This is a genomic window from Halorubrum sp. ASP1 (assembly GCF_005435135.1).
Lineage (GTDB): Archaea > Halobacteriota > Halobacteria > Halobacteriales > Haloferacaceae > Halorubrum > Halorubrum tropicale.
Map to the genome: position 1 here is coordinate 77,433 of NZ_SGUA01000007.1, position 18,416 is coordinate 95,848.

Genomic DNA, 18,416 nt, shown 5'->3' on the forward strand with positions numbered 1-18,416 from the left:
TTGCTAATCTAGCGAAAATTCACTGGCGTGTCCAAGGCGTCGTGAACTTCTGCGGCGGTGGACTCGAAACTCTCGGTGACTTCTTTTGGAGAATCTTTTCGCGGTGAAATATCGGAGAACCATCCGGTAAAGCCAGCTGATGCGACGACTCGGTCAGGGCACTGCTTGAGTCTGTTGGGTGCAAGAAGTCCGATGAGACCGAGCGGGAGGTTGTCTGGAGCGTTGTTATCAATGTTTTCCAGATCGTCGAGCAGCTGGAGAATCTTGTTTCCTCTTGTGAAATACTGGGCCGCATAAAACACTGCCATCGGCGCTCCAATGTTTTGGGCAAGTTCGTAAAACGGGCGGCGTTCTTCTTCAGTGGTTCCTTTTATCAGTGGGATTATCTCAGGTGGATTGCCACTGAAGCAGTCTGCGTTGTTGGAGATTTTGTCGCGCATCCATATTGTTCCAGACAGGCACTTAGCAGCTTGTTGCGCGCGGGTCTCCTCATCTTGCGATTCGTAAGTAGAATGATCTGCTGGAATATGGTAATCCGGTTGGAATTCTTTTACGACGGCCCATTCGTGCTCTCGACTAGTCCGGGCAAGCTCTGCGTCATCGGTCGTCGTCGTTGTGATGACAGTGGTATCAGGGTGAAAATGGCTTCGAGCTGTCCGCCCCAACTTGGCTATCCTTCTTGCCGTTTGGAGCTTGACCATTACCTGTGGTGGCTGTACAATTTCGAAAACTCGATCATGTGACCACTGATGTTCTAACCGTGGTATCATCCCTAACGGAGCATCCTGCTCGATTGCTCGCTTAAGTGCGGGCTGCTGTTCTGAGCGTTCTGCTCCATCTGGGGACGTAGTAGACGGATTCGGGGGTGTTCCTGACGCCATAGATGCCGCCTCTAAAGGGCGGTATCAAAAGGAGGACAGTGGATTCACATAATAACTAGGGTGATCTTGGGTTCACCCTGAGGCGGTTCACGACGGAGGCGTGATACCGTACTTGTCTTCAAGTAGCGAAAGCGACTGGCTAACAGAGGTCTGATGACTATCGGTCTCTTCTGCGACCCTTTTTTGAGACCAGTCTGGGTTTAGGAGAGCCGTACAGAGAATCTGATGGCGGAGGTCAGTGATAGACAGTTGAGCCGTCCCACGAACAGCAGCAACGTACTCTGCGAACGCTTCTGGGACATTGTGCATTTTTGCGATCTCGTCCGGGCTCTTGGTTGGGTATCGGGCCATGTCTTGCCGGAGTGCCTTTTCGACCTGATTGTCCGAGGCCGACTCGAACGTCGTCGTGAGCGTTTCGCGGTCGTCGCTGGCAGAACCACCGACTACACGATCGTCGACAGTCGGCACGCCGTTTTCCGGGCTTTGCGTTGAGTCGGGTTCAACGACTTGGGAGTAATCGGACATCACCCATTATCGGTAACAAAAATGTGCTACGGTGATCAGGTAGTGTCTCTCCCTGAATGTTCGAGGACTACCTTTTGACAGTTGACGCACTGCCAAATGAGTTCGCGGTCGCTTGACTGTTCACGGTCAAGTCGAAAATCGGTCTCAGACTGTGTCGGGGCGTCACTAGTGTAGAGGCTTCGCTTACATCCAGTACACACGTCCGGCTTGTCGTCGTGGATTGCTGTATCAATCTCCGGTGCTTGTGAAAATAGTTGAGTAACCGCGTTAGGGACGTCTGTCCGGTGGCAGATAGAGATGGCCTCTGCGTTTTCTACCCACGCTTTCGCTGTTCCCGGTGTGGGCCGGACGTGGTACGCTTTGGTGTACGATTTATCCCATTCACGCCACGCTGCAAGCCACCCGTTTTCGTCGCGAGCAATCACGTAGTGACGACGAGGTTGCGCGGTGGTTTCTTTATGATAAAATAGCAGCGCTAATTCTCCGTTAGTGTCGACTACTGTCTCGAGCCACTCTCTAGAGGTCGGCTCATCAAGCGTCTCACGGCGGACGTACGATAGTATATTCGGATTACGCAGATCCGAATTTTCGAGTACGTATCCGATTGTGTATACAGGCAGACCATTGAATGGATCCAGCTGTGTAGTGGCTTGACGCTGCGATAGGTCTGAGTCAGGGGTATCTTCCATTGTGCTTTGCTGGTTGGTTACGCAAGAGGCCGGATGCTAGCAGGTCGAGTTGCGTACGAACCTTTCAGACCAAGCAGTTTAGATACAGGTGGACAGTCAAAGTTGAGCGCGAAAAGTGTATCATTAGCAGGTGAATCCTTTGGTCTGATTCTCTGATCACACGGCATGTTGGCTACCTCTCTATAGTGGAGGTATATGAGAGTAAGGGAGTTGCCTGTCAGCAGATCACGACACTTCTGGATACACGGAATTATCCCACCGCTCGGGATTCCTCCGCCTAGGCGGAGGAGGATATCAACTTCACCTATTCACCGGTTCGTCGTCTTCGTTGACGAGAACGTAATCTTCGTGCTCTTCGTAGTATTCAAGCGGTCTGGTCATTATCACCTTAGAATATTGTAGCCCCATACGGCCAGAGAGAAACATCCAAGGGATGTGAAAGAATAGAGCAAACACGAGTAGGCCAATGCTCAGCATCATCGATATTTGAATTACATTTGAAGAAGCAGCTATAGCCTCGAAGCCTCCTGATTGAAAGAGTTGTATAAGCAGTCGCAACACAGCCGCGCCGACGAAATATATAAAAACGGCTGCGAACCACCTGTATCGGGAAGGAATCTCTCTGGCGGGATATACATTCTCGCTCATCATTCGAGCCTCGTCGCTTTGTCGAATTGGGTGAGCTGCTGTAGGCAGTTGTCCAACGTTTGGTTATGGCGTCTTGTGTCGTCGGGTATGTCTTTGGTGTCTTCAGATACCTTGATATTCTGTCTATCCATCTCGCATGCGTCGTTAAGTGTTGGGTGCTGCATCTCGCTTTCTAATTGCAATCCCTTATGATAAAAAACAACAGCGTCAATCAGTCATCAATCCGCTTCCATAGCTGTTTGAGTTCTCTCATAACTACCGACTTCGTTGACAGGCCATCAAGGGCACGAACAATGTCTGCTTCATGTAGGTCGTCCCCAGTTCCATGTAGATTGAATGCGAGCTTATGAGCGTCTGTTGTCTTCAGTTCCTTGAAGAGCCGCTGAGTCGTCTTTTCGCCCACGCCGTCGATATCGCCAACATACTTTCTCATACAGCTTTCTGGCAGGGGCGATTCTATCACTTCTTCATCTGGTGGAACAACGTCGACGGGCTGGTCGTTGGCCGTGATCTCAAGATCGGTGCTGGAGAACTTGGCGTCTCGCCCGAACGAAGTGTTTGGGGTCGGTGGTGAGGAAGAAGATGGACCCATGAAACAGGTCGGGTGACTTGTTTGCGAACTCGACTCTTTGAGCCCGAGTTGGTAGTAGCCACCTCGGGGATTGTCGACGGTGACTGACTGTACGGAGTGGAACTTATCGTCGAAATTCAGGCTCCGGATTCTTACGTATGTGTCGTAAGGCTCTGAGACGACAGTGAGGGTGGTGCTGTATACAGGTGTTTGAACTTTGTCTCCCGGTGACAGGCTCTGAAAGCTCTCTGTGAGCGCCTTTACGTTCGAAGCGGCCTCCCGCTTTTCCGGGATCAGGTAGTCAATATCGTCGTCTAGCCACGCAGTGAACGCAGCAGTTGCCGCCTGCGCGTCGCTCGCTGTGGCGGGGACGCTGAGACAGTATGACCCGAGAATGGCTGAGCGTTCATCTTTGCGGCAGTATCCGCTTCGTCGGAATATCGGGTCGAGAGTAACCCGGACTGATTCAGAGGCTTTAGTGGTGTCTATTAAGCGGCCGAAGAGAGCCCCGCCGCCTCCGACTGCGTTCATACCTCCGCCAAAGAGTAGAACTGGGGCCCCAATGAGCGACTCGGCTGTACTGAACACACGATCGGCGTTCGGAAGGTCTCCGGATGGGCCCATCCCACCTCTGCCACCGATTACAGTATACGTGGTTTCTACTTCGCCGTCAGGAACGCACAACTTGTAGGTAGCTTGGTCGTCCTCGAGAGCGGCAATCGTCTCGCTGGGGTACGGTTTGGGTACAGTCGGATAGACTACCGATTCTGAGTCGTCTTCAGTTTCGTTGGTGGCCTCTTCTTCAAGTTGGCTATCAGTCGGAGTGGCGTCGCCGAATTGAGTTAACGTCGTGTCTTGCATGGTGGTGGCTTGCTTCTGATGTATCTAGACGCCGCAAACGGAGGGTTCAGTAGTTACTGTTCGTGAGGGAGGGCTGTGTCTTCTGAGGCCGCTACTGCGTTACTTAGCGCTCTCTGCCAGTGCCTCTATACTTGCCTTGAGAGTCCACTGGAAGGAAGTCGATCCACCGACCGTGTCGCACTCATCGCTACCGATTTCTACACGCTCGACTTCTCTGCGCTTGTCCCAGTTGTACCCCTCAACTATCTGCTCGACCTCGTCGGGGTGGCCGTACGCTGTAAGAACCACTGTGACCGTCTTGAGTTCGTGGTGTTCAGCAAACTCCATCGAGGCGGTGCCGACATCGCAGTCAACAGTGGCGACCCGTTCAGCTAGAGTGCTGATAGCTTCTTTCTGCGCCTCGAGCGCGGTGATTTCTTCTTCGACAAGTTCGGTGTAGTCGGCGACACTGTCGTAGTAGAAACTTTCTGATTCAGTGTCGTCCGTGCTGGTGGACATACCACCTATTCAGACTCACAAATACGGAGGGTGTCCTACTTCTCGCTAGGGCGCAGAAGTCGGTCTGGAATGTGTTCGGAGCCTCCATCATCTGTAAACTGGTGAATTTCAACTCCCGGATGAAGGACTTCAGATGTGCGGTACGGTCCCGGGAGCCGCTTCTTGGAGATGTGCCCCGTGTCGCCAGCCTGCTCTGACCTCGCAGCTGCGATGAGCTCTTCGCGATCCATCTGCGTACGCGGTGACGCAGCGACGAAGTCGAAGTAGCTGTTCCGAACACTCACTTCTTGGCAGTCAGCCGCATCGGCGATATCTATCTGCCGGAGGAGTGGAAGCTCTGGATGCGTGATGCCAGCTGCGTAGAGAGCGGCGGCAGCTGAGATAGTGGGGTTATGACCGGAGAGTTTCACCGGATCAATCGCCTCAATGAGGTCCTTGGCTTCTGTTTCGTAGACGAGAGGGACTCTGAGCTCAGAGCGGATCTGGCTGATGTACTGACTTGGTGACTCCGGCCTAATCTCGAGCCCAAACTCACGCTGGAGTAGGGTGTAGGCTCGGTAGACCTTCCTCTGGGAGGGGGACCGTGAGACAGACTGGACTTTCTTAAGCGTTTGAGGGTAGCCACCCATGCGGAGAGCCGCATAGAGGGCACCCGCTGCGAGGGCTTCGATTGTTCGACCGATGATAAGGTCCTCTTCGCGAGCTCGGCGGTAGATGACTGCTCCAGTCTCTCGAGTCGACTTTGAGACGCCGAGGGCGGAACCCATGCGGTTGATTTCGCCGAGGGCGGTTTGGAGGGATTCGGCTCCGTCCTTCTGCTTGAACATGCGATTCCGCTGGCGAAGACGCGACATGCGGATCCGCTGGTCATCGGAGAGGGTGTTCCCTTTCGCATCTTGGTCTTGCCATGAGATGTTGGTGGTCATACTGCCCTCGTACAGAGGTGTCTCAGTAGAGGGGCCAGTCCGCCGCTTTTGCTCCCTCTCGGTTGCGTTATACGCACGCCATTCAGGACCATGGTCGATCGTCGACGTCTCCTCGATCAGGCCGCAGTCTTCACATGCTCGCTCTTCGAAGCCAGATTCTGATGACGCGACGACGTTGCCCCCGCATTCAGGGCAAATGTCTGTCTCTTCGGCGGTCTCTTCCTGTTCGGTCTCAGTCGAGGCGTTCTTCGGACTACTTCGGCGGAATTGAGTGGCAGATTGATGGGACATATGTGGAAGGTAGCTCGTCAGCCGGCAGCGCATACTGCGACCCCTTAGATTGGCTCGGCGCCTCAAGATTAACGAGAACAGCCCGCGGGCTGATCGACCCACCGCACTGGTGGAGGGCGTTGGACCGTTCACGCGTTGCGGGGCGGGGCACGCTTCAATTGAACCAAATCAATTCTAGTATAAAAGTAAGGGGGGTGATTTTGGGGTCAAAATTCGGCCATCTGGACCCGAATCGCCTGAAACAGCCGATTTCGGGCGTTTGAGTTCGAGAAGTATTAATTGACAATTTGGATATGTGTGATCGTCTGGAGAAACGCTGAACACGGCCGTGGCGGGTGCGTCCCATGTCGCCAGAGAGCGTCTCTGGTTTGTGATCGGCTAGAACTGTCCGAGTCCGGTCTGTGCGTCTGTACTCTCGGTTGAATTGTCTCCAGACTGGAGGTGTTCAGGGAGGTGGTTCGGATTGAACAGGTCTTCAGTGGAAATCGACTCGTCGGTAGAATCTGAACTGAAGGGGTCCTGTTCATTTTTCACGTCGATGGCAGCTTGCTTCCAAACCAATTTCGGGCACTTACAGCTGTCGAGTAGGGAAGTGAGAGGCCCGTAGAGCGAACGGAGGAACGCGCAGTCCCGAACATACTTCAGCTGATGTCGGAGACTATCTGTAGTGCCACTATGCTGGTCTGCGAGGTCTTTGGCAGTTAATTGTTCTGTGGGGTCGCGAAGGCGTTCGGGAGACTCGTCATTATTGTCACCGTCTGAGATTGGGCCATGCTCGAAGTAGTCCTCGAGTGCTTGGGCTCCTGACGGCGCAAGTGGTTCACCGTTTGGCGTAGCGATCGGAGACGAGGGGAATCCATCTGGCAAAGCGGTTTCTGGGTTTATCTCCATCTCTTCAAGAAGGCCGAGTAGAGCGGAGTAGGCGACGCCGACGCCAGTAGGGTTGACAAGCCGGGCATCGGTCAGAGTCTGATCAGAGAATCCGTACGCGACTTCAGTACTCGTGACTGCCTCGAATGGCTCTGTGGGATCTTGGTTGGCGATACGGGACAGGCGAGACTCGATTACTTCCGTGCGTGCCTTCCGGAAGCCATTGTGTAGTTCAGTAACCCGTGAGGAAGCATCAGCTGGTGAGTCACGGGCCGGATGGGCAAGAGCAACAAGTGCGTCGAGATCTTCTTCTGGGAGAGAAATGACTTCCCGGTCGATGAACCCTCCCTTAGACGATGGAATCGGTTCGATTACTGCACGGTACTGCTGTATCTGCTTGAGATGGTTCGGATCGTAGTTTGTCATTGTTTCTGGCAGGTCCGTAGTGCGCTCAGATGTCTCTAAGGGCTTCAGCGAGTCTGGGTTAGTTAAACGCGGAGAGGGTCGTTGCTTGTGACGCGTCTGCGGTCTCTTCAGCGATCCCAAAGTCGAGCTCGTGACGGCTTCGGATGTCGACTTCTTCTACGGCCTCGTGTACGTCAGGAAGCCCTGTTTCTTCGTAGTAAGCCTCCTCGAGCGTCCGTTCGTTTACGAGGTCGCTCAAGAGGTAGTTGATCATTATCAAGAGGGCCTTACTGAACTGGGCTCGGACAGTGGTCGACTTCTCGCCGTATGGGGTCTGGAATGTATGCTGCGTGAGAGTCTTATCCGGGATCTGCCCGTTTCTGATTGCGCGTTCCGCTGTCGAGACGTCTATCGAATTAAGAAAGTCGTGTTTGGGGTATTCGCGCATAGCTTTGATCATCGGGAAACTCGTCCCAATTCCAAACCCGTGGAGTTCGACGCTGCTACCGACGACTTCCCTGATGTTGAGGATGATTTTAATCTGCTCCATCGGGTCATACTTCTGTAGGCCGCCGACAGCAAGCTTGGAGTAGTTCGAGTAGAAGTCGAGGTTGCTCTTGAGATGGTCGGCGTGCGGCGGCTGTATGATCGGGACCGCCATTGCGTTGAGGTCATCCCGATCTGCCATCAGCTCTTCAAACTCGATGAAGGATTGGAGTGTTCGGTCAGGCTGACCGGGGTAATCCTTCGGAAAGATGTGATCTGGGTTGAGTGCGGCGGCATCTTCAATAACTTGTAGATTGGTAACTTCTCCCTCTTTATACGCGGAGTCAACCATGAATTCGTATGAGGCGTCACGGAGGGCGCTCCACGCCTTATTACACTTTGCTAGCCGGTACGGGTAACGGTACTGCGGCCAGTAACTTGCGGAGTAGACGTTTGTGTTCGTGTTACGGGCAATTATCCGCATCTGCTCGCTAAGTTCGCGTTCAAGCGTCACTTCAGATCACCCTCGAAGAGACCGAGCCGGGTTTGGATTCGATCGTCAAAACGGGGACTGTGTGCCCAGTAGTCCTTTGCGGGAGTCAACCGCGAACTGTCTGCTCCCGGCTCCGTAACAACTCCCGCATGGTAGAGCAGCGACTTGAGTTGGAAGGTCGTTGAGCTCTGGAAGGAACTCGGCAGGGTGGTCCACGGACAGGCAGTTGCGATGTCTTTACCGGACTTATGTGCGGCAGCTGCGTCACCTACGGGGTCAGCAGTGTCGATCGCTTCCGTACGGAGGAGGTGTTCAGTTGCCGTCTCTGGTGAGAATGCTGAGAGCCGCCCGACAAGTGCCGGTAAATCGATTGGATCTGAACCGGGTGGGACGACGTTGAGAATCGCCCGGACAGGCGGATACCTGACGAAGATGCTTTGGAGAGTCGCTGTCCATCCGGGAAGCGAGTCGATGAACCGGCCGCTGCTGCCCTTGAGATCGTGGAGGGCGGAGAGGCCAGCGCTGGGACTACCGTGGAGCGCCGTCGCTTCGTCCGTGACCTTCTTGCCTCGCTCAGTTAAGATGCCATCGTCGGTTAGGAGCCCGAGAGCGGCTGCGCCAAGTTTTGCTTCACCAGCCATGCCGACGAGGTGCTGCATGACCAGCCCTCCGGTTGAACCCGGTGCTTCGACAGCCAGTGCGACTCCAAGGTAGTTTTTCGGGTGAGAGAGTTTAAATCCGTGTTCAGTCGTCTCTCCGTGTGAATCTAAAATGTCGGTTGGACTCTGGGACTCACCAGCTTCAGTGTGAAGATGTGAGGTGGCTTGTGACATGAAAATCACTACCCATTCTAAGATCCACAAATGCGGGCAGCGCGTACAAAACCTCGACCGACTCCGTAGCAGAGTCGCAATTAGCTCTGGTTGTCGCTTTCAGGGTGACTCTCTTCACGTCCGCGGCGGAATTCAGCAATCGATTGACCGGTTGCACGAGCCGCCTTCGGGATCCGCTTTCCTCCGAACAACAAAACGATGATCGCGAGTATGATAGCGGCCTCTGGACCGACCGGGATGAATAGTAGGACTGCTGACTCGACTGATAACATGCTTCAGATTGCGGTTGGAAATTGGTGAGTAAATAGACTTCGTTCTGTTCAGTCCCTACAACAAGTTTTCGCGAATTGCGCCCGTAGTGTGTCTCTCCGCACCACACCGTGTTTCCGCTGAAATCGGACGGATACCGGACTACGATGGGCAGTCTCCGAGTCAATCGAAGTGATACCCGACTAGGAGACCTCCGTCGTCCTCGGGCTGTAGATCTACGACAGTGTTTAGCCCGAGTTTATCTGATAGGTCAGCAAGTTCATGTAGCGAGGTTACTTTGATTTCTGCTCCGAGCGGGTGCGGTGTATCATGTCGAGAGGAAGTGACTACACTCTTGATTTCGAACTCCTCATGGGCTGAGAGTAGGGTGTCAACTGTACATCCCATCTTGGCGCCAGTCAGGTCGTGATCGCGGTGTACGTCGTCTGATTCGTCTACTGCGCTGATGTATTCGTCAATGTCGTTGTAGATTCCGGTTTTCATGGGTTTAGTGATTGGGTCGTGATAGCTGCGGCTGATGGCTCAGAGAGTTGGCTCGCACAATTCGGTGGTTTACTCAGAAGTGCTACCGAATATCTCTCCCACCGCGTGTGCTCGGGCCTTGTCGATGGTCTCGTGAGCTGTTTCTGTTGGCTCACCGCTATTGTCACGATACTCTAGGACGTAATCGCTGAAGTCCTGATGATGAGTGGCGTTCCAGATAATCAGCCGATCGCCAGTTTCGTGTTCGTAGCCCTCAACGAACTCTGCTACTTCGCTATCGAGTTCGTCTCGGATCTTTGCCCAGCCAGTTTCCGCATACTGCTCACAGTCATCAACCCACTCACGTTGGGTATTTAGCATTGCGTCAACGCCTTCTACGGATTTAACTGCTGGATGGCTGCTGACCTTGTCCGAAGCGGCGTCTGCGGCAACAAGCGTCTGTGGCAGATGAAAGTCCTCCTCTACTCGGCGGAGCTTCGCGACACCATCAGTTACACTGAAGAGGACACTTGCCTCATACGGCTCCGGAATCCCCGGTGTGAGGAATTCCACGGACACCGTGATATTAGTCGGGTCAGCCAGATCATTTCCCGATGCCTCGAAGCCCATAACTTTCGGCGGGTCTGGAAGCGGACGATTAGGGATCGATTCTGCTCGGTCTGGATCGTTGTTTCGCTCAGTCATTGTTGGACTAGTCCAATAGAGCGCCTTTGAAAATCGTTGTGCTGCCGCGCGTCTCGTACAGATCGCCGTGGTAAAATTCAGTGGCGAAACAGGCGTAGACACCTTGCGGCTGGCTGTAAACGATTAGGTCCTCATGATGGACGATGTCTAGTAGGAAGTGAACACGGGTGCGTGCTGGAGTGCCTTCCAGTGCCTCCATAACGACAACATCTCCAACATCGATGGTAAGTTCTCCATCTGAGACTGGTTCAGGTTCAGCTCCCGGCTGGGAGGACACCGTAATATCCTCGTGATCAGGGCCGTAGTCCTGATCAATCGGGTGATGTTCGGAAAACGAGTGCTGTTCGCTACTGACAGGGGGAACTGTGTCTGGAACGTGCTCTGTCGGTACGTCTTCGAGCGTAGCGTTCCTGATAATGTTGATTTCGGTATTCGACATGGACTTCACCCATTACGGAAAACAAATGCGGCAGAACGCAACGGCTTAGGTTCGTTCGTGGAAGGTGCTTACGGTTCGGAGTTGGATGCTTTTTCCCGTATCATTTCTTTGTGATCGTCATAGCCGAGCCGGGTGGCCACTTCATCGAGTGCCTCGTATCCCCGGCGCAGAGTTTCGATGGGACTGTCGTTGTCATCGGGTATCGCTTGAGTCACATCGAATGCGTCCCGGAACAACGTTGGCGAGTCAGGAAGTTCGTCGTCGTCAAGTTGGAGTGCGGCCTCCGTGAGTGTGATCGGGTCATCCGTGCCCACAGAGAGGTTCGCTTCTTCGACATCCTCACACGCCCGGCAGAGCGTCATCTGCTTGTTGCTGTGCTTTTGATCGAGTTCGCGATCGGAGATGTCACCGTGTGCCCAGAGGACGAACCGCTCGTACTTCTCGTCTTTGAGATCTCCGTTGCGGGCGGCGTCGATAACGCGAGCCTCAAGTGACTGGATGTAGGCGAACATATGTGGATATTCGGCGTGTAGCCACCCTAACTCGCGTCGATCTGCATACGCACCACACATGCAGTCACCCGAGTGCTCCAGAATTTCTGAGACGGGGTTCATCGGGAGACCGTTGTCTCGCCGGTAGGCGCGAACCTCGGACGGCGTCCAACTGGCGAGTGGGGCGGCGTAGTAGTGGCCGTTCTTCTTCTCAATCCCGTTGGCGTTCACGTTCTCCCACCGGGCGTCTGACTCCTCACGGGTCGCCCCCGAAATCAGCAGCACGTCACCGTCGAACTGCTGGAGGAAGTTCTGGAGAGGCCTATCTTTGTTACAAATCCACTCATATTTATGCGAAGTTTTGTTCGACCCCGGGAATCCATAGACTTCGACGCGCTGGCTATATTCATCTTCATGGCGTCGTTCGCCAGCAATGTAGAGTGGGATACCGAGATCATCAGCTCGTTTCTCGACGAAATCCTCGGTTTCTGGTACGCCGATTCCGGTATCGAGGTGAAGGTATCCGTTAAGATCGACAGCAGACTCCATGTAGGTGTAGTGAGCAGCGGTGAGGCTGTCGTGACCACCGGAGACGAGGGCGAAGGCGTGGTCATGATCGATGGCACGGGCGTTTTCGAGGATCTCGTCGGCAGGGTCCGTCTCGGGGAGTTGGGCTTCGAGAGAGCCGAACGACTTCTTCTGTGGGCCTGCATCCGAGTCAGGTAGTGATGGGCCGCTAGTTGTCGGCGTCGGCGTGTTGGATTGCGGACCTGCTGGGCCTGCTGGGGCTGATTCGGTGGTGTTTGCGTTGGGGTAGCTCTGTTTAGAGCAGTCACCGGGGGACTTGCCACACGGACAGCCGAATGACGATGGGATGGGGGAGTTGTTGGACATGGGGTATGGGGAGTCAAGTATTAATCACAAACAAATGGTCTAGTGGCTTTGTGAGCCGGTCAGGAGAGGAGAGAGTCGAGGGTTTCCTGACTGCTGTGTTCTGCCGGGGAGACAGTGGGGACATCGACCGAGATGTCGGTGTCGACGCGCGGGATGACGGACGCCTCGAGGGCGATTGGGAGTTTCTCGTCATCGATGAAGGAGCTGGTGAGGAGACTGAGCTCGGCAGCGATCCGGACATAAGGGCACGGCGTGTTCGAGAGGTCGCGTGAGCCGGCGCCGCTCAGGAAGGAACTGGTCTCGGCCTCAGGGACGTCGATGTAGTCAGTCGCAGACGGTGGGATAGAAACAGACCCGACCACGCTGGGGTACTCACGGATGACTGAGACGAGCTCGCTGTTGATGACCGGCTTATGGAGGTGGATATTGACATCACCTGTCGTCGAATCGATGGCGAGTTCGACCGTCTCGAGGAGGTCGCCTCCTTCTCCGTAGTTCCGGGAGAGGTCTCGGACAGCAATGTCGCTCACGTGGGGCGTGCTGCCGAGGGGGTCGCTCCTGTTCAGGTTCGGGCTGGTGAGGGATTCGCTGACGGTCCCGAGGGTCATCCCGTGGGGCTGTGGAGCTGGCGTGAGGATATCGGCATCTTCCGTCGGGTCGTGGTTCTCGTAGATGAATGAGGGACAGGCCATGTCGGAGCGACTGGTGACGTGCCAGTTGGGGAGAACCTGATCGGCGAATATTTCGCGTGCAGTCTCCCAGAGTGGCTGCGGAAAAGTCTCATGCGGCGCGCGGTTATCGACGAGTCGGAGGGAGACAGTTCGGTTACTCGTCCGCTCGGCGGCTGTCAGGTTGTCACGGGCGTACTGGAAGTCGAGACTGCGGAAGGGCCAGTAATTTCCGGTGTGATCAGAGACATACTGGGTGTTCTCTTCGGTTGGAACAAACGCGTTGATTGGAGCATACGAGGCTATCGTAAACCGCTCGTCGTCGTTAATGACGTGTGGAGTGAGGGAATTCATAATCTGAATCGTATCGATGACGTGGGCACTCACTGTTCTGTGAAAACAAACAGAGAGTGACTTCCCTCCGCAGAGCTAGAGGCGTTTTGCTCGCAAGGATGTCCAGTTGGGCATCAGAACCAACAAAACTGCTCACGGAGCGCACACGGCGATATTGGGCCGTGGTGTGTCTGCTTCACCGAGAGATACAGTGGACCTGTCTAGGTAGTGTTGAAAGTTGTGAGTCCAGACTGGTCGTCGTTGGGGGTTCTGTCTTCAGTAGGAGAGTTGTCCTCTTCTGGGCCTTTGAACGGGAGCTTGTCCCAAGAGGGCTCAATATCGTCTTCACTCGTTAGACTTGGAGAAAGCATCCGACAGATGTCCGTGAGTTCGGCAGCGAGCATGGAGCCGGTTGTGGTCGCTGACTCAGCACCCATCGATCGACCGACGTGGACTGGCTTTCTGGATGGGCCGGCGAACTTCGCGTTGTTTGCGTGCTGCTGAACAGTTGAGAAGTCGACAGAGTCGAGAAGTTCTGGTTCATCTCGAAGGGCCAGTATCACTTCACGAGATGCCCCCATGCCGAAGCCGTGAACGTACGCGTCGTAGCCGGCGATACGGCGGAAGGCACGAACACAGTCGAGTTGGTCATCCGGTGGGAAGTCTTTCATTCCACCGAGTGCGAAGTGCCCTCTGTTGGCTTGTTCAGGATAGTGTTCATGGAGGTACGCGTAGTGAAGGTCGTGAGGCGGCTGAAGTGGGATGATTACTGTTGCTGGGAACCGATGTTCATCGATGAGATCGAGGAAGTGGTCGACGATCTCAGCCGTGTTTTCGATTGCTTCCCGGTGGCCCGGATCTGCCGGGTCAAGAGAGTTAGAGAGGTGGATGGAATCGTTTGGGATGATGTAGTCGGGCTGCCGCTCGTGAGCCCGGTCGATGAGGGCTTGGTTCACTTCCTCGTCATGGAGCGTTTCTTTGGCCTCCTCTGTGGAGACGTCTTCCCTGTCAGCCTCTGGGCCGAAGTCGTCGAGCTGTCTGTTAGCAAGGCCTTCTGATTCTGAATCGGATTTGTCGCTGTCAGCATCTGACTCTGACTTAAACCCGGAATCAATAATATATTTACAGGATTTTCGCCGAACGGACGGTGTTGAGTCGTGGACGGGTTGGAGTCGGTGCGGCCAATACATCCGACCGTTGCCCCCAGAAAGATAGATGTCGACACTGGCCCGCTTGGCGATCCGGTTTCGTTGTTTGACTTCTTCGTTCATGGAAAGGACACCTATCCGTCGTGGAAAAACGCGGAGAGCTAAGATTCCGAACGGGTGCCGACCTGCGCTGGTTCAGGCGACGTATTCGGTTTGTTCTCCCCGGTGACCTCTCGGCCCATGAGAGCGGTATTACTGACGCGATCGCCGTGGTCATCATTGTGTTCATTGAATGCTTCTCGTACTTCGACGAACGAGCTGCCGACCGTCTTTTCGAATCCGCACGGGCAGGTGACGGTGTACTCGTCGTAGAGGACATCTAGCTTCGAGAGTAGCGTGTCGAACGCGAGGAAGTAGGTGCGCAGGTTGTTGATAGTGCCATATTTGTCCCACGCGGCCATGCCGCCGTAGCTAACATTGTACTCGCTGTCCTCGTCGCCTTCCCAGATAGTGACCGACGCAAATGGGCCACCATCTCGGAAGGCGGTGATCGCGCCGAAGCTGGTGTCGGATTTTGGCGCGTTTGAGAGCGCAGGATTGGAAGAGAGAACATCAGGGACATCAACGTTTGCGTAGCGGTCGGGGTTGCGCTGGTACAACTTGTCCCCAAGAAGGTGTGGAATGTCTCGGTTGAGTTGCTTTGCTTCTTCTTCAGAGTCGATGTCTAGGGGGATTCGGGTGGACATTAATGAGTGGGCAGTAGGTGAGTGGTCTTGATGCCGATGCCGGCGTGGTCGCTGTCAGTAGAGACCTTTGACCCTAACCTCGAAGGGCTGTTTAGTCTGAAGATGGGCAGTGACATTGTCCGGTGTCGACGCCTCCTGAACAGCGCCATCTAACTGCTCTGAGTGCGTTGTCGGCAGGGTGCCATCAGGCATCTTCACTTCACTCAGTGGGACATCGAAGACGGTCACGTCGTCGCTTGAAATTGGTCGGTCGTTGGACCAGACCTGCGGGACATAGATCAGTCGGGCATACTCTACACTCTCTGGAGGGGCTTCTCCGGGCTGATACTTTTCAAATTCCTCGTCGGGAACGTCTGGAACATCTTCCTTGTTGAACACAGACATAGCACCTATCGGGAGAAACAAATGCGGAAGAGACCCTATAACAGCGCTATCCCTGTTATTGAGTTTTCAGAGAGGCTGCTCAATAGAGTGGTTTTCATGCTCGAGTCCCGTACCAGAGTCGAGGAGTACTGGGTGGCCATGCGGAGATAGCCCGACGTTTCCGTTTTTCCAGTCTGGCTGTGTCCACCTTCGTTTTTTGAGCTCGGCTCTCAGAGGGTCAATGTATTCTCGGTCTTCGTCATAGATGTAATCACGGTGGCTGTGGTGGGAGTCGTTGACCCGGACATCAATCGGAAGACACTGATTTACAAGAGCCCACGATCCGTCGGGCGCTGCCGCGATAACATTCGCAAATAGATCTTGGTCACCTTCTTGGCTCGCAATTTCCCACACTCGTAACTCGTCAAAGTTCCCGCTGATCGGGGTGAAGTCGGTGCTGAACCTGATATTTGGGTCAACCTTGAGTACAAGTGGGCGTTGGTCCGGGAGGTGAAATGAGCCGTATTGGTTGGTCTTTCCTAGAGATGCTGTGAAGCGTGCTGTACTCCCAGTTGCGGTCCAGTTGACCCCAGCGTGTTCGGCAACTGATTTTTGAGCTCCGTCAAGATCGTATCGAGAGGATTCCGGCGAGTTCCGGGTAGAGACGCGATAGAGTACATCATTTACTAGTTCGAGAGTGTTGTCCGAAAGTGGAGCTCCAATCTGATCTGCGGTGACGTCGTCCAAGAATAGACCAGTAGCATCTGGCTTAACACTACAGTTGGGGGCATGTTCGATAGCTGCGATGCTAGGGGCGACTTGAGAGCACTCTCGACAAGAGTATTTTATATTGCCAAACTGGGTTCGGTGGCGATCGAAGCTAAGTGGTGAAGTTGGAAGGTCGAATGACGCTTCACACGGTGTACAGTTCATGGATAGTTGGGTTGCTTCGATCTGTTCGGAAGGTGGTTCACTGTGGTTCAAGACTGCGCTACTTCGGTGAGCCGTTTGTTGGTTTCTGACAGCCACCCCATTTGCTCCCCAATCCCAGCGGCGTCGATTTCGTTGAAAGGGAACTCTGGTTCTACGGCAAGTCCGGGGCTTGTACGTGAGATATTCGCGAGCCCGTTAAAGGCCCCGCGCTTTCTTAACGGGCCAGTGTAGTGGGTCTTGCCCGCAAGAATAAGAAGTCGCTGGCAGCGAGATTCACTCTCAGAATTCTTCGCGAATAACTGGGTCCACGCTTCGAGGTTTTGAGCGACATTGTATGCCCACTCGTCTGCTCTGTTTTTGATTGGATTACCATCGGGGCGGGTATCTGGTGCATCATTAGATGGGGGCTGGTCAGGGAGGTCCTTGGCGTTTGTATCGTAGTAGGGGATTGGCTGATCGGGTAAGACGAGCCCATATTCAGCTGAGAGGATGGCCCACGCTTTGTCTTCATCTCTATCAGTCCAATCTGTCATCCGCTCTGCGTAGTCGCGTTTGAGCCTGAAGTAGGAACTGGTGTACAGGTCTTGAGCTCGCCAATAGGGCACTTCGACATCATGCCCTTCGGGGGTCCAGACGGCATCTGCGAGGTCGCTGTCATCGTTCGGGTTTCTCTTTGCTGATCCACACCCGATTACGACGAAAGTGCCGTCACGACGCTCGGTATACGGACTACTCATGTTCCTGAAGAAGCGAGAAATGGTCCATAGAGCCGCTACGACTTATTGGGAACTTGTAGTCTGGCTGTTCCCTTGTGAGTTTGAAGAATCCGATACGCATTTTGATGTCATACTTGCCGTCTCGCCAGAGGATCAGCGGCGAGCGGCGGTTGACATCTGGAATGTCATACGTGGTCATTCGGCTTACCCGCTTGCCATCTGGATGGTGGCCTACCGTCCCAAATACATCTTCCTCTCCGAGAAGTTGGAGGACTTCTCCGGGAGTGAACTGCGTGATATGGCTAACAACAGCGTGAATGAATCGGGCAGTGCCCTGACTATCTGGAATCACTCCACTTTCTGAGTTGAAAGTTGAGTACACATCGGGCTTGGGCGGGAGATCATCTGTGTACGGAGAGAGGACATTCGGGTCGACGTCAGGGTCGAGGGAGTCGTGTAGTTGCTCCCTGATCGCGTCTAAGTCAGGATCGTCGGTGAGGAGTGAGTGGAACGGAGGGGAGAGAATCTTTTTGTTTACGAACTCTGCGACCTCTTTTGCGGTTCGGACACCGTCGTCGCGACCGTTGTTTGTGTCGGTTGGGAATTTAAACGAGTCCTGCTCAACGACTCGGAATGTCCCAGAGATGTCCACAGTGTCCATTTCGCCATCTTTGGTGTACGTCAACACTGTGGCAGACTCCGAACTAGTGAGTGGTGTAGTGTACCGGTAGGCACCGTTACAATCACTACACTTCCGTAGTTCGACGGAGTGACCGGCCTGCTTTTCGATTTGGATCGGTTCTCCGTTGTCTTTGCCACAGTCCGGACAGGCACGGTCGCAAGCAGTAGGTGTCCAGTTGTGGATACGATCGTGGCGTCCCGTTTCGAGGAGGTACGCACGGTCAAAATCACATGCTAAATCACTACGCTTGGGTGTCTCGCCGTCGTTGAGTGTATCCAACTTGTCTTGCGAGCAGAAGCCTACAGAGTCAGAGTCAACACGTCCGACCCGGAATACCTTCGTCTCTCCGTTCGGGTTGGCAACAGTGACTGGTGTCGGGGCGAGTAAAGACGTACCAAATTCGAGAATAACGTACTCATCACCATCGAGCCAGATGGTATCGCCCGGGGAACAGTCGTAGAAGTCACTTGGAGACTCAAGCTGGGTGGTAACACGGTGCTGCGGAGGTAGTTCGGCGGCGTGCTTTTCGAACGATACATCGCCGAGGCTCATCTGGCTATGGGAGGTGCTGTTTTGAGACATAATTGGA

The 18,416-nt window shown here is 54.2% G+C and carries 21 protein-coding genes and 1 pseudogene; all 22 read right to left on the bottom strand.

Annotated features, from left to right (window positions below):
* Positions 1-8: 8 nt before the first annotated feature.
* The 22 genes and pseudogenes from EXE48_RS11720 to EXE48_RS11820 all read right to left on the bottom strand — a co-directional run bounded on the left by EXE48_RS11720 (position 9) and on the right by EXE48_RS11820 (position 18,379).
* Positions 9-701, bottom strand: coding sequence for a hypothetical protein (locus EXE48_RS11720; protein WP_137711516.1), 693 nt, complete (start codon positions 699-701; stop codon positions 9-11).
* Positions 702-968: 267 nt separating this feature from the next.
* Entirely contained in the window at positions 969-1,406 is a 438-nt protein-coding gene (locus EXE48_RS11725; protein WP_137711517.1) for a hypothetical protein, read from the bottom strand.
* Positions 1,407-2,395: 989 nt separating this feature from the next.
* The gene (locus EXE48_RS11730) at positions 2,396-2,743 is read right to left on the bottom strand and encodes a hypothetical protein (RefSeq protein ID WP_137711518.1); all 348 of its coding nucleotides are present in this window, start codon (positions 2,741-2,743) and stop codon (positions 2,396-2,398) included.
* A gap of 211 nt (positions 2,744-2,954) precedes the next feature.
* On the bottom strand, positions 2,955-4,175 hold the full coding sequence (locus EXE48_RS11735; protein ID WP_137711519.1) for a hypothetical protein: 1,221 nt from the start codon (positions 4,173-4,175) through the stop codon (positions 2,955-2,957).
* Positions 4,176-4,274: 99 nt separating this feature from the next.
* On the bottom strand, positions 4,275-4,673 hold the full coding sequence (locus EXE48_RS11740) for a hypothetical protein (RefSeq protein WP_137711520.1): 399 nt from the start codon (positions 4,671-4,673) through the stop codon (positions 4,275-4,277).
* Positions 4,674-4,708: 35 nt separating this feature from the next.
* Positions 4,709-5,599: a transcription initiation factor IIB family protein gene (locus EXE48_RS11745; RefSeq protein ID WP_158295116.1), complete on the bottom strand. Its 891-nt coding sequence runs from the start codon at positions 5,597-5,599 to the stop codon at positions 4,709-4,711.
* An 84-nt stretch (positions 5,600-5,683) separates the two neighbouring features.
* Positions 5,684-5,923: pseudogene (locus EXE48_RS19355) on the bottom strand (hypothetical protein); the annotation flags it as partial.
* Between the two features lie 345 nt (positions 5,924-6,268).
* On the bottom strand, positions 6,269-7,186 hold the full coding sequence (locus EXE48_RS11750; protein WP_137711522.1) for a hypothetical protein: 918 nt from the start codon (positions 7,184-7,186) through the stop codon (positions 6,269-6,271).
* Positions 7,187-7,244: 58 nt separating this feature from the next.
* The gene (locus tag EXE48_RS11755; RefSeq protein ID WP_137711523.1) at positions 7,245-8,165 is read right to left on the bottom strand and encodes a hypothetical protein; all 921 of its coding nucleotides are present in this window, start codon (positions 8,163-8,165) and stop codon (positions 7,245-7,247) included.
* Positions 8,162-8,803, bottom strand: a complete 642-nt coding sequence (locus EXE48_RS11760) for a hypothetical protein (RefSeq protein ID WP_137711524.1) — start codon at positions 8,801-8,803, stop codon at positions 8,162-8,164. The genes EXE48_RS11755 and EXE48_RS11760 overlap by 4 nt, the downstream gene beginning before the upstream one ends.
* 254 nt (positions 8,804-9,057) lie before the next feature.
* The gene (locus tag EXE48_RS11765) at positions 9,058-9,249 is read right to left on the bottom strand and encodes a Sec-independent protein translocase subunit TatA/TatB (RefSeq protein WP_137711525.1); all 192 of its coding nucleotides are present in this window, start codon (positions 9,247-9,249) and stop codon (positions 9,058-9,060) included.
* Between the two features lie 160 nt (positions 9,250-9,409).
* A complete protein-coding gene (locus EXE48_RS11770; RefSeq protein ID WP_137711526.1) occupies positions 9,410-9,730 on the bottom strand; it encodes a hypothetical protein in 321 nt (106 codons plus the stop codon).
* A 69-nt stretch (positions 9,731-9,799) separates the two neighbouring features.
* Positions 9,800-10,414 carry a hypothetical protein gene (locus EXE48_RS11775; RefSeq protein WP_137711527.1) on the bottom strand — a complete coding sequence of 205 codons (615 nt, stop codon included), beginning with the start codon at positions 10,412-10,414 and terminating at the stop codon, positions 9,800-9,802.
* A 7-nt stretch (positions 10,415-10,421) separates the two neighbouring features.
* On the bottom strand, positions 10,422-10,853 hold the full coding sequence (locus tag EXE48_RS11780) for a hypothetical protein (RefSeq protein ID WP_137711528.1): 432 nt from the start codon (positions 10,851-10,853) through the stop codon (positions 10,422-10,424).
* A 68-nt stretch (positions 10,854-10,921) separates the two neighbouring features.
* Positions 10,922-12,238, bottom strand: a complete 1,317-nt coding sequence (locus EXE48_RS11785) for a phosphoadenosine phosphosulfate reductase family protein (protein ID WP_137711529.1) — start codon at positions 12,236-12,238, stop codon at positions 10,922-10,924.
* Positions 12,239-12,297: 59 nt separating this feature from the next.
* Complete coding sequence (locus tag EXE48_RS11790) at positions 12,298-13,293, bottom strand: hypothetical protein (RefSeq protein WP_137711530.1); 996 nt, start codon at positions 13,291-13,293, stop codon at positions 12,298-12,300.
* A 167-nt stretch (positions 13,294-13,460) separates the two neighbouring features.
* Positions 13,461-14,510: a hypothetical protein gene (locus tag EXE48_RS11795; protein ID WP_137711531.1), complete on the bottom strand. Its 1,050-nt coding sequence runs from the start codon at positions 14,508-14,510 to the stop codon at positions 13,461-13,463.
* Positions 14,511-14,548: 38 nt separating this feature from the next.
* Positions 14,549-15,133, bottom strand: a complete 585-nt coding sequence (locus EXE48_RS11800; protein WP_137711532.1) for a hypothetical protein — start codon at positions 15,131-15,133, stop codon at positions 14,549-14,551.
* A gap of 54 nt (positions 15,134-15,187) precedes the next feature.
* Positions 15,188-15,511, bottom strand: a complete 324-nt coding sequence (locus EXE48_RS11805) for a hypothetical protein (protein ID WP_137711533.1) — start codon at positions 15,509-15,511, stop codon at positions 15,188-15,190.
* Between the two features lie 72 nt (positions 15,512-15,583).
* Positions 15,584-16,243: a hypothetical protein gene (locus EXE48_RS11810; RefSeq protein WP_137711534.1), complete on the bottom strand. Its 660-nt coding sequence runs from the start codon at positions 16,241-16,243 to the stop codon at positions 15,584-15,586.
* A gap of 233 nt (positions 16,244-16,476) precedes the next feature.
* Positions 16,477-17,166, bottom strand: coding sequence for a DUF6884 domain-containing protein (locus EXE48_RS11815; RefSeq protein ID WP_137711535.1), 690 nt, complete (start codon positions 17,164-17,166; stop codon positions 16,477-16,479).
* Positions 17,159-18,379, bottom strand: coding sequence for a hypothetical protein (locus EXE48_RS11820; protein WP_137711536.1), 1,221 nt, complete (start codon positions 18,377-18,379; stop codon positions 17,159-17,161). The genes EXE48_RS11815 and EXE48_RS11820 overlap by 8 nt, the downstream gene beginning before the upstream one ends.
* Positions 18,380-18,416 lie beyond the last annotated feature (37 nt).

Excerpts from the sequence above, each read along its gene's own strand:
- EXE48_RS11720 (WP_137711516.1), bottom strand. The coding sequence starts at position 701 with ATGGTCAAGCTCCAAACGGCAAGAAGGATAGCCAAGTTGGGGCGGACA.
- EXE48_RS11725 (WP_137711517.1), bottom strand. The coding sequence starts at position 1,406 with ATGTCCGATTACTCCCAAGTCGTTGAACCCGACTCAACGCAAAGCCCG.
- EXE48_RS11730 (WP_137711518.1), bottom strand. The coding sequence starts at position 2,743 with ATGAGCGAGAATGTATATCCCGCCAGAGAGATTCCTTCCCGATACAGG.
- EXE48_RS11735 (WP_137711519.1), bottom strand. The coding sequence starts at position 4,175 with ATGCAAGACACGACGTTAACTCAATTCGGCGACGCCACTCCGACTGAT.
- EXE48_RS11740 (WP_137711520.1), bottom strand. The coding sequence starts at position 4,673 with ATGTCCACCAGCACGGACGACACTGAATCAGAAAGTTTCTACTACGAC.
- EXE48_RS11745 (WP_158295116.1), bottom strand. The coding sequence starts at position 5,599 with ATGACCACCAACATCTCATGGCAAGACCAAGATGCGAAAGGGAACACC.
- EXE48_RS11750 (WP_137711522.1), bottom strand. The coding sequence starts at position 7,186 with ATGACAAACTACGATCCGAACCATCTCAAGCAGATACAGCAGTACCGT.
- EXE48_RS11760 (WP_137711524.1), bottom strand. The coding sequence starts at position 8,803 with ATGCAGCACCTCGTCGGCATGGCTGGTGAAGCAAAACTTGGCGCAGCC.
- EXE48_RS11765 (WP_137711525.1), bottom strand. The coding sequence starts at position 9,249 with ATGTTATCAGTCGAGTCAGCAGTCCTACTATTCATCCCGGTCGGTCCA.
- EXE48_RS11770 (WP_137711526.1), bottom strand. The coding sequence starts at position 9,730 with ATGAAAACCGGAATCTACAACGACATTGACGAATACATCAGCGCAGTA.
- EXE48_RS11775 (WP_137711527.1), bottom strand. The coding sequence starts at position 10,414 with ATGACTGAGCGAAACAACGATCCAGACCGAGCAGAATCGATCCCTAAT.
- EXE48_RS11780 (WP_137711528.1), bottom strand. The coding sequence starts at position 10,853 with ATGTCGAATACCGAAATCAACATTATCAGGAACGCTACGCTCGAAGAC.
- EXE48_RS11785 (WP_137711529.1), bottom strand. The coding sequence starts at position 12,238 with ATGTCCAACAACTCCCCCATCCCATCGTCATTCGGCTGTCCGTGTGGC.
- EXE48_RS11795 (WP_137711531.1), bottom strand. The coding sequence starts at position 14,510 with ATGAACGAAGAAGTCAAACAACGAAACCGGATCGCCAAGCGGGCCAGT.
- EXE48_RS11800 (WP_137711532.1), bottom strand. The coding sequence starts at position 15,133 with ATGTCCACCCGAATCCCCCTAGACATCGACTCTGAAGAAGAAGCAAAG.
- EXE48_RS11815 (WP_137711535.1), bottom strand. The coding sequence starts at position 17,166 with ATGAGTAGTCCGTATACCGAGCGTCGTGACGGCACTTTCGTCGTAATC.
- EXE48_RS11820 (WP_137711536.1), bottom strand. The coding sequence starts at position 18,379 with ATGAGCCTCGGCGATGTATCGTTCGAAAAGCACGCCGCCGAACTACCT.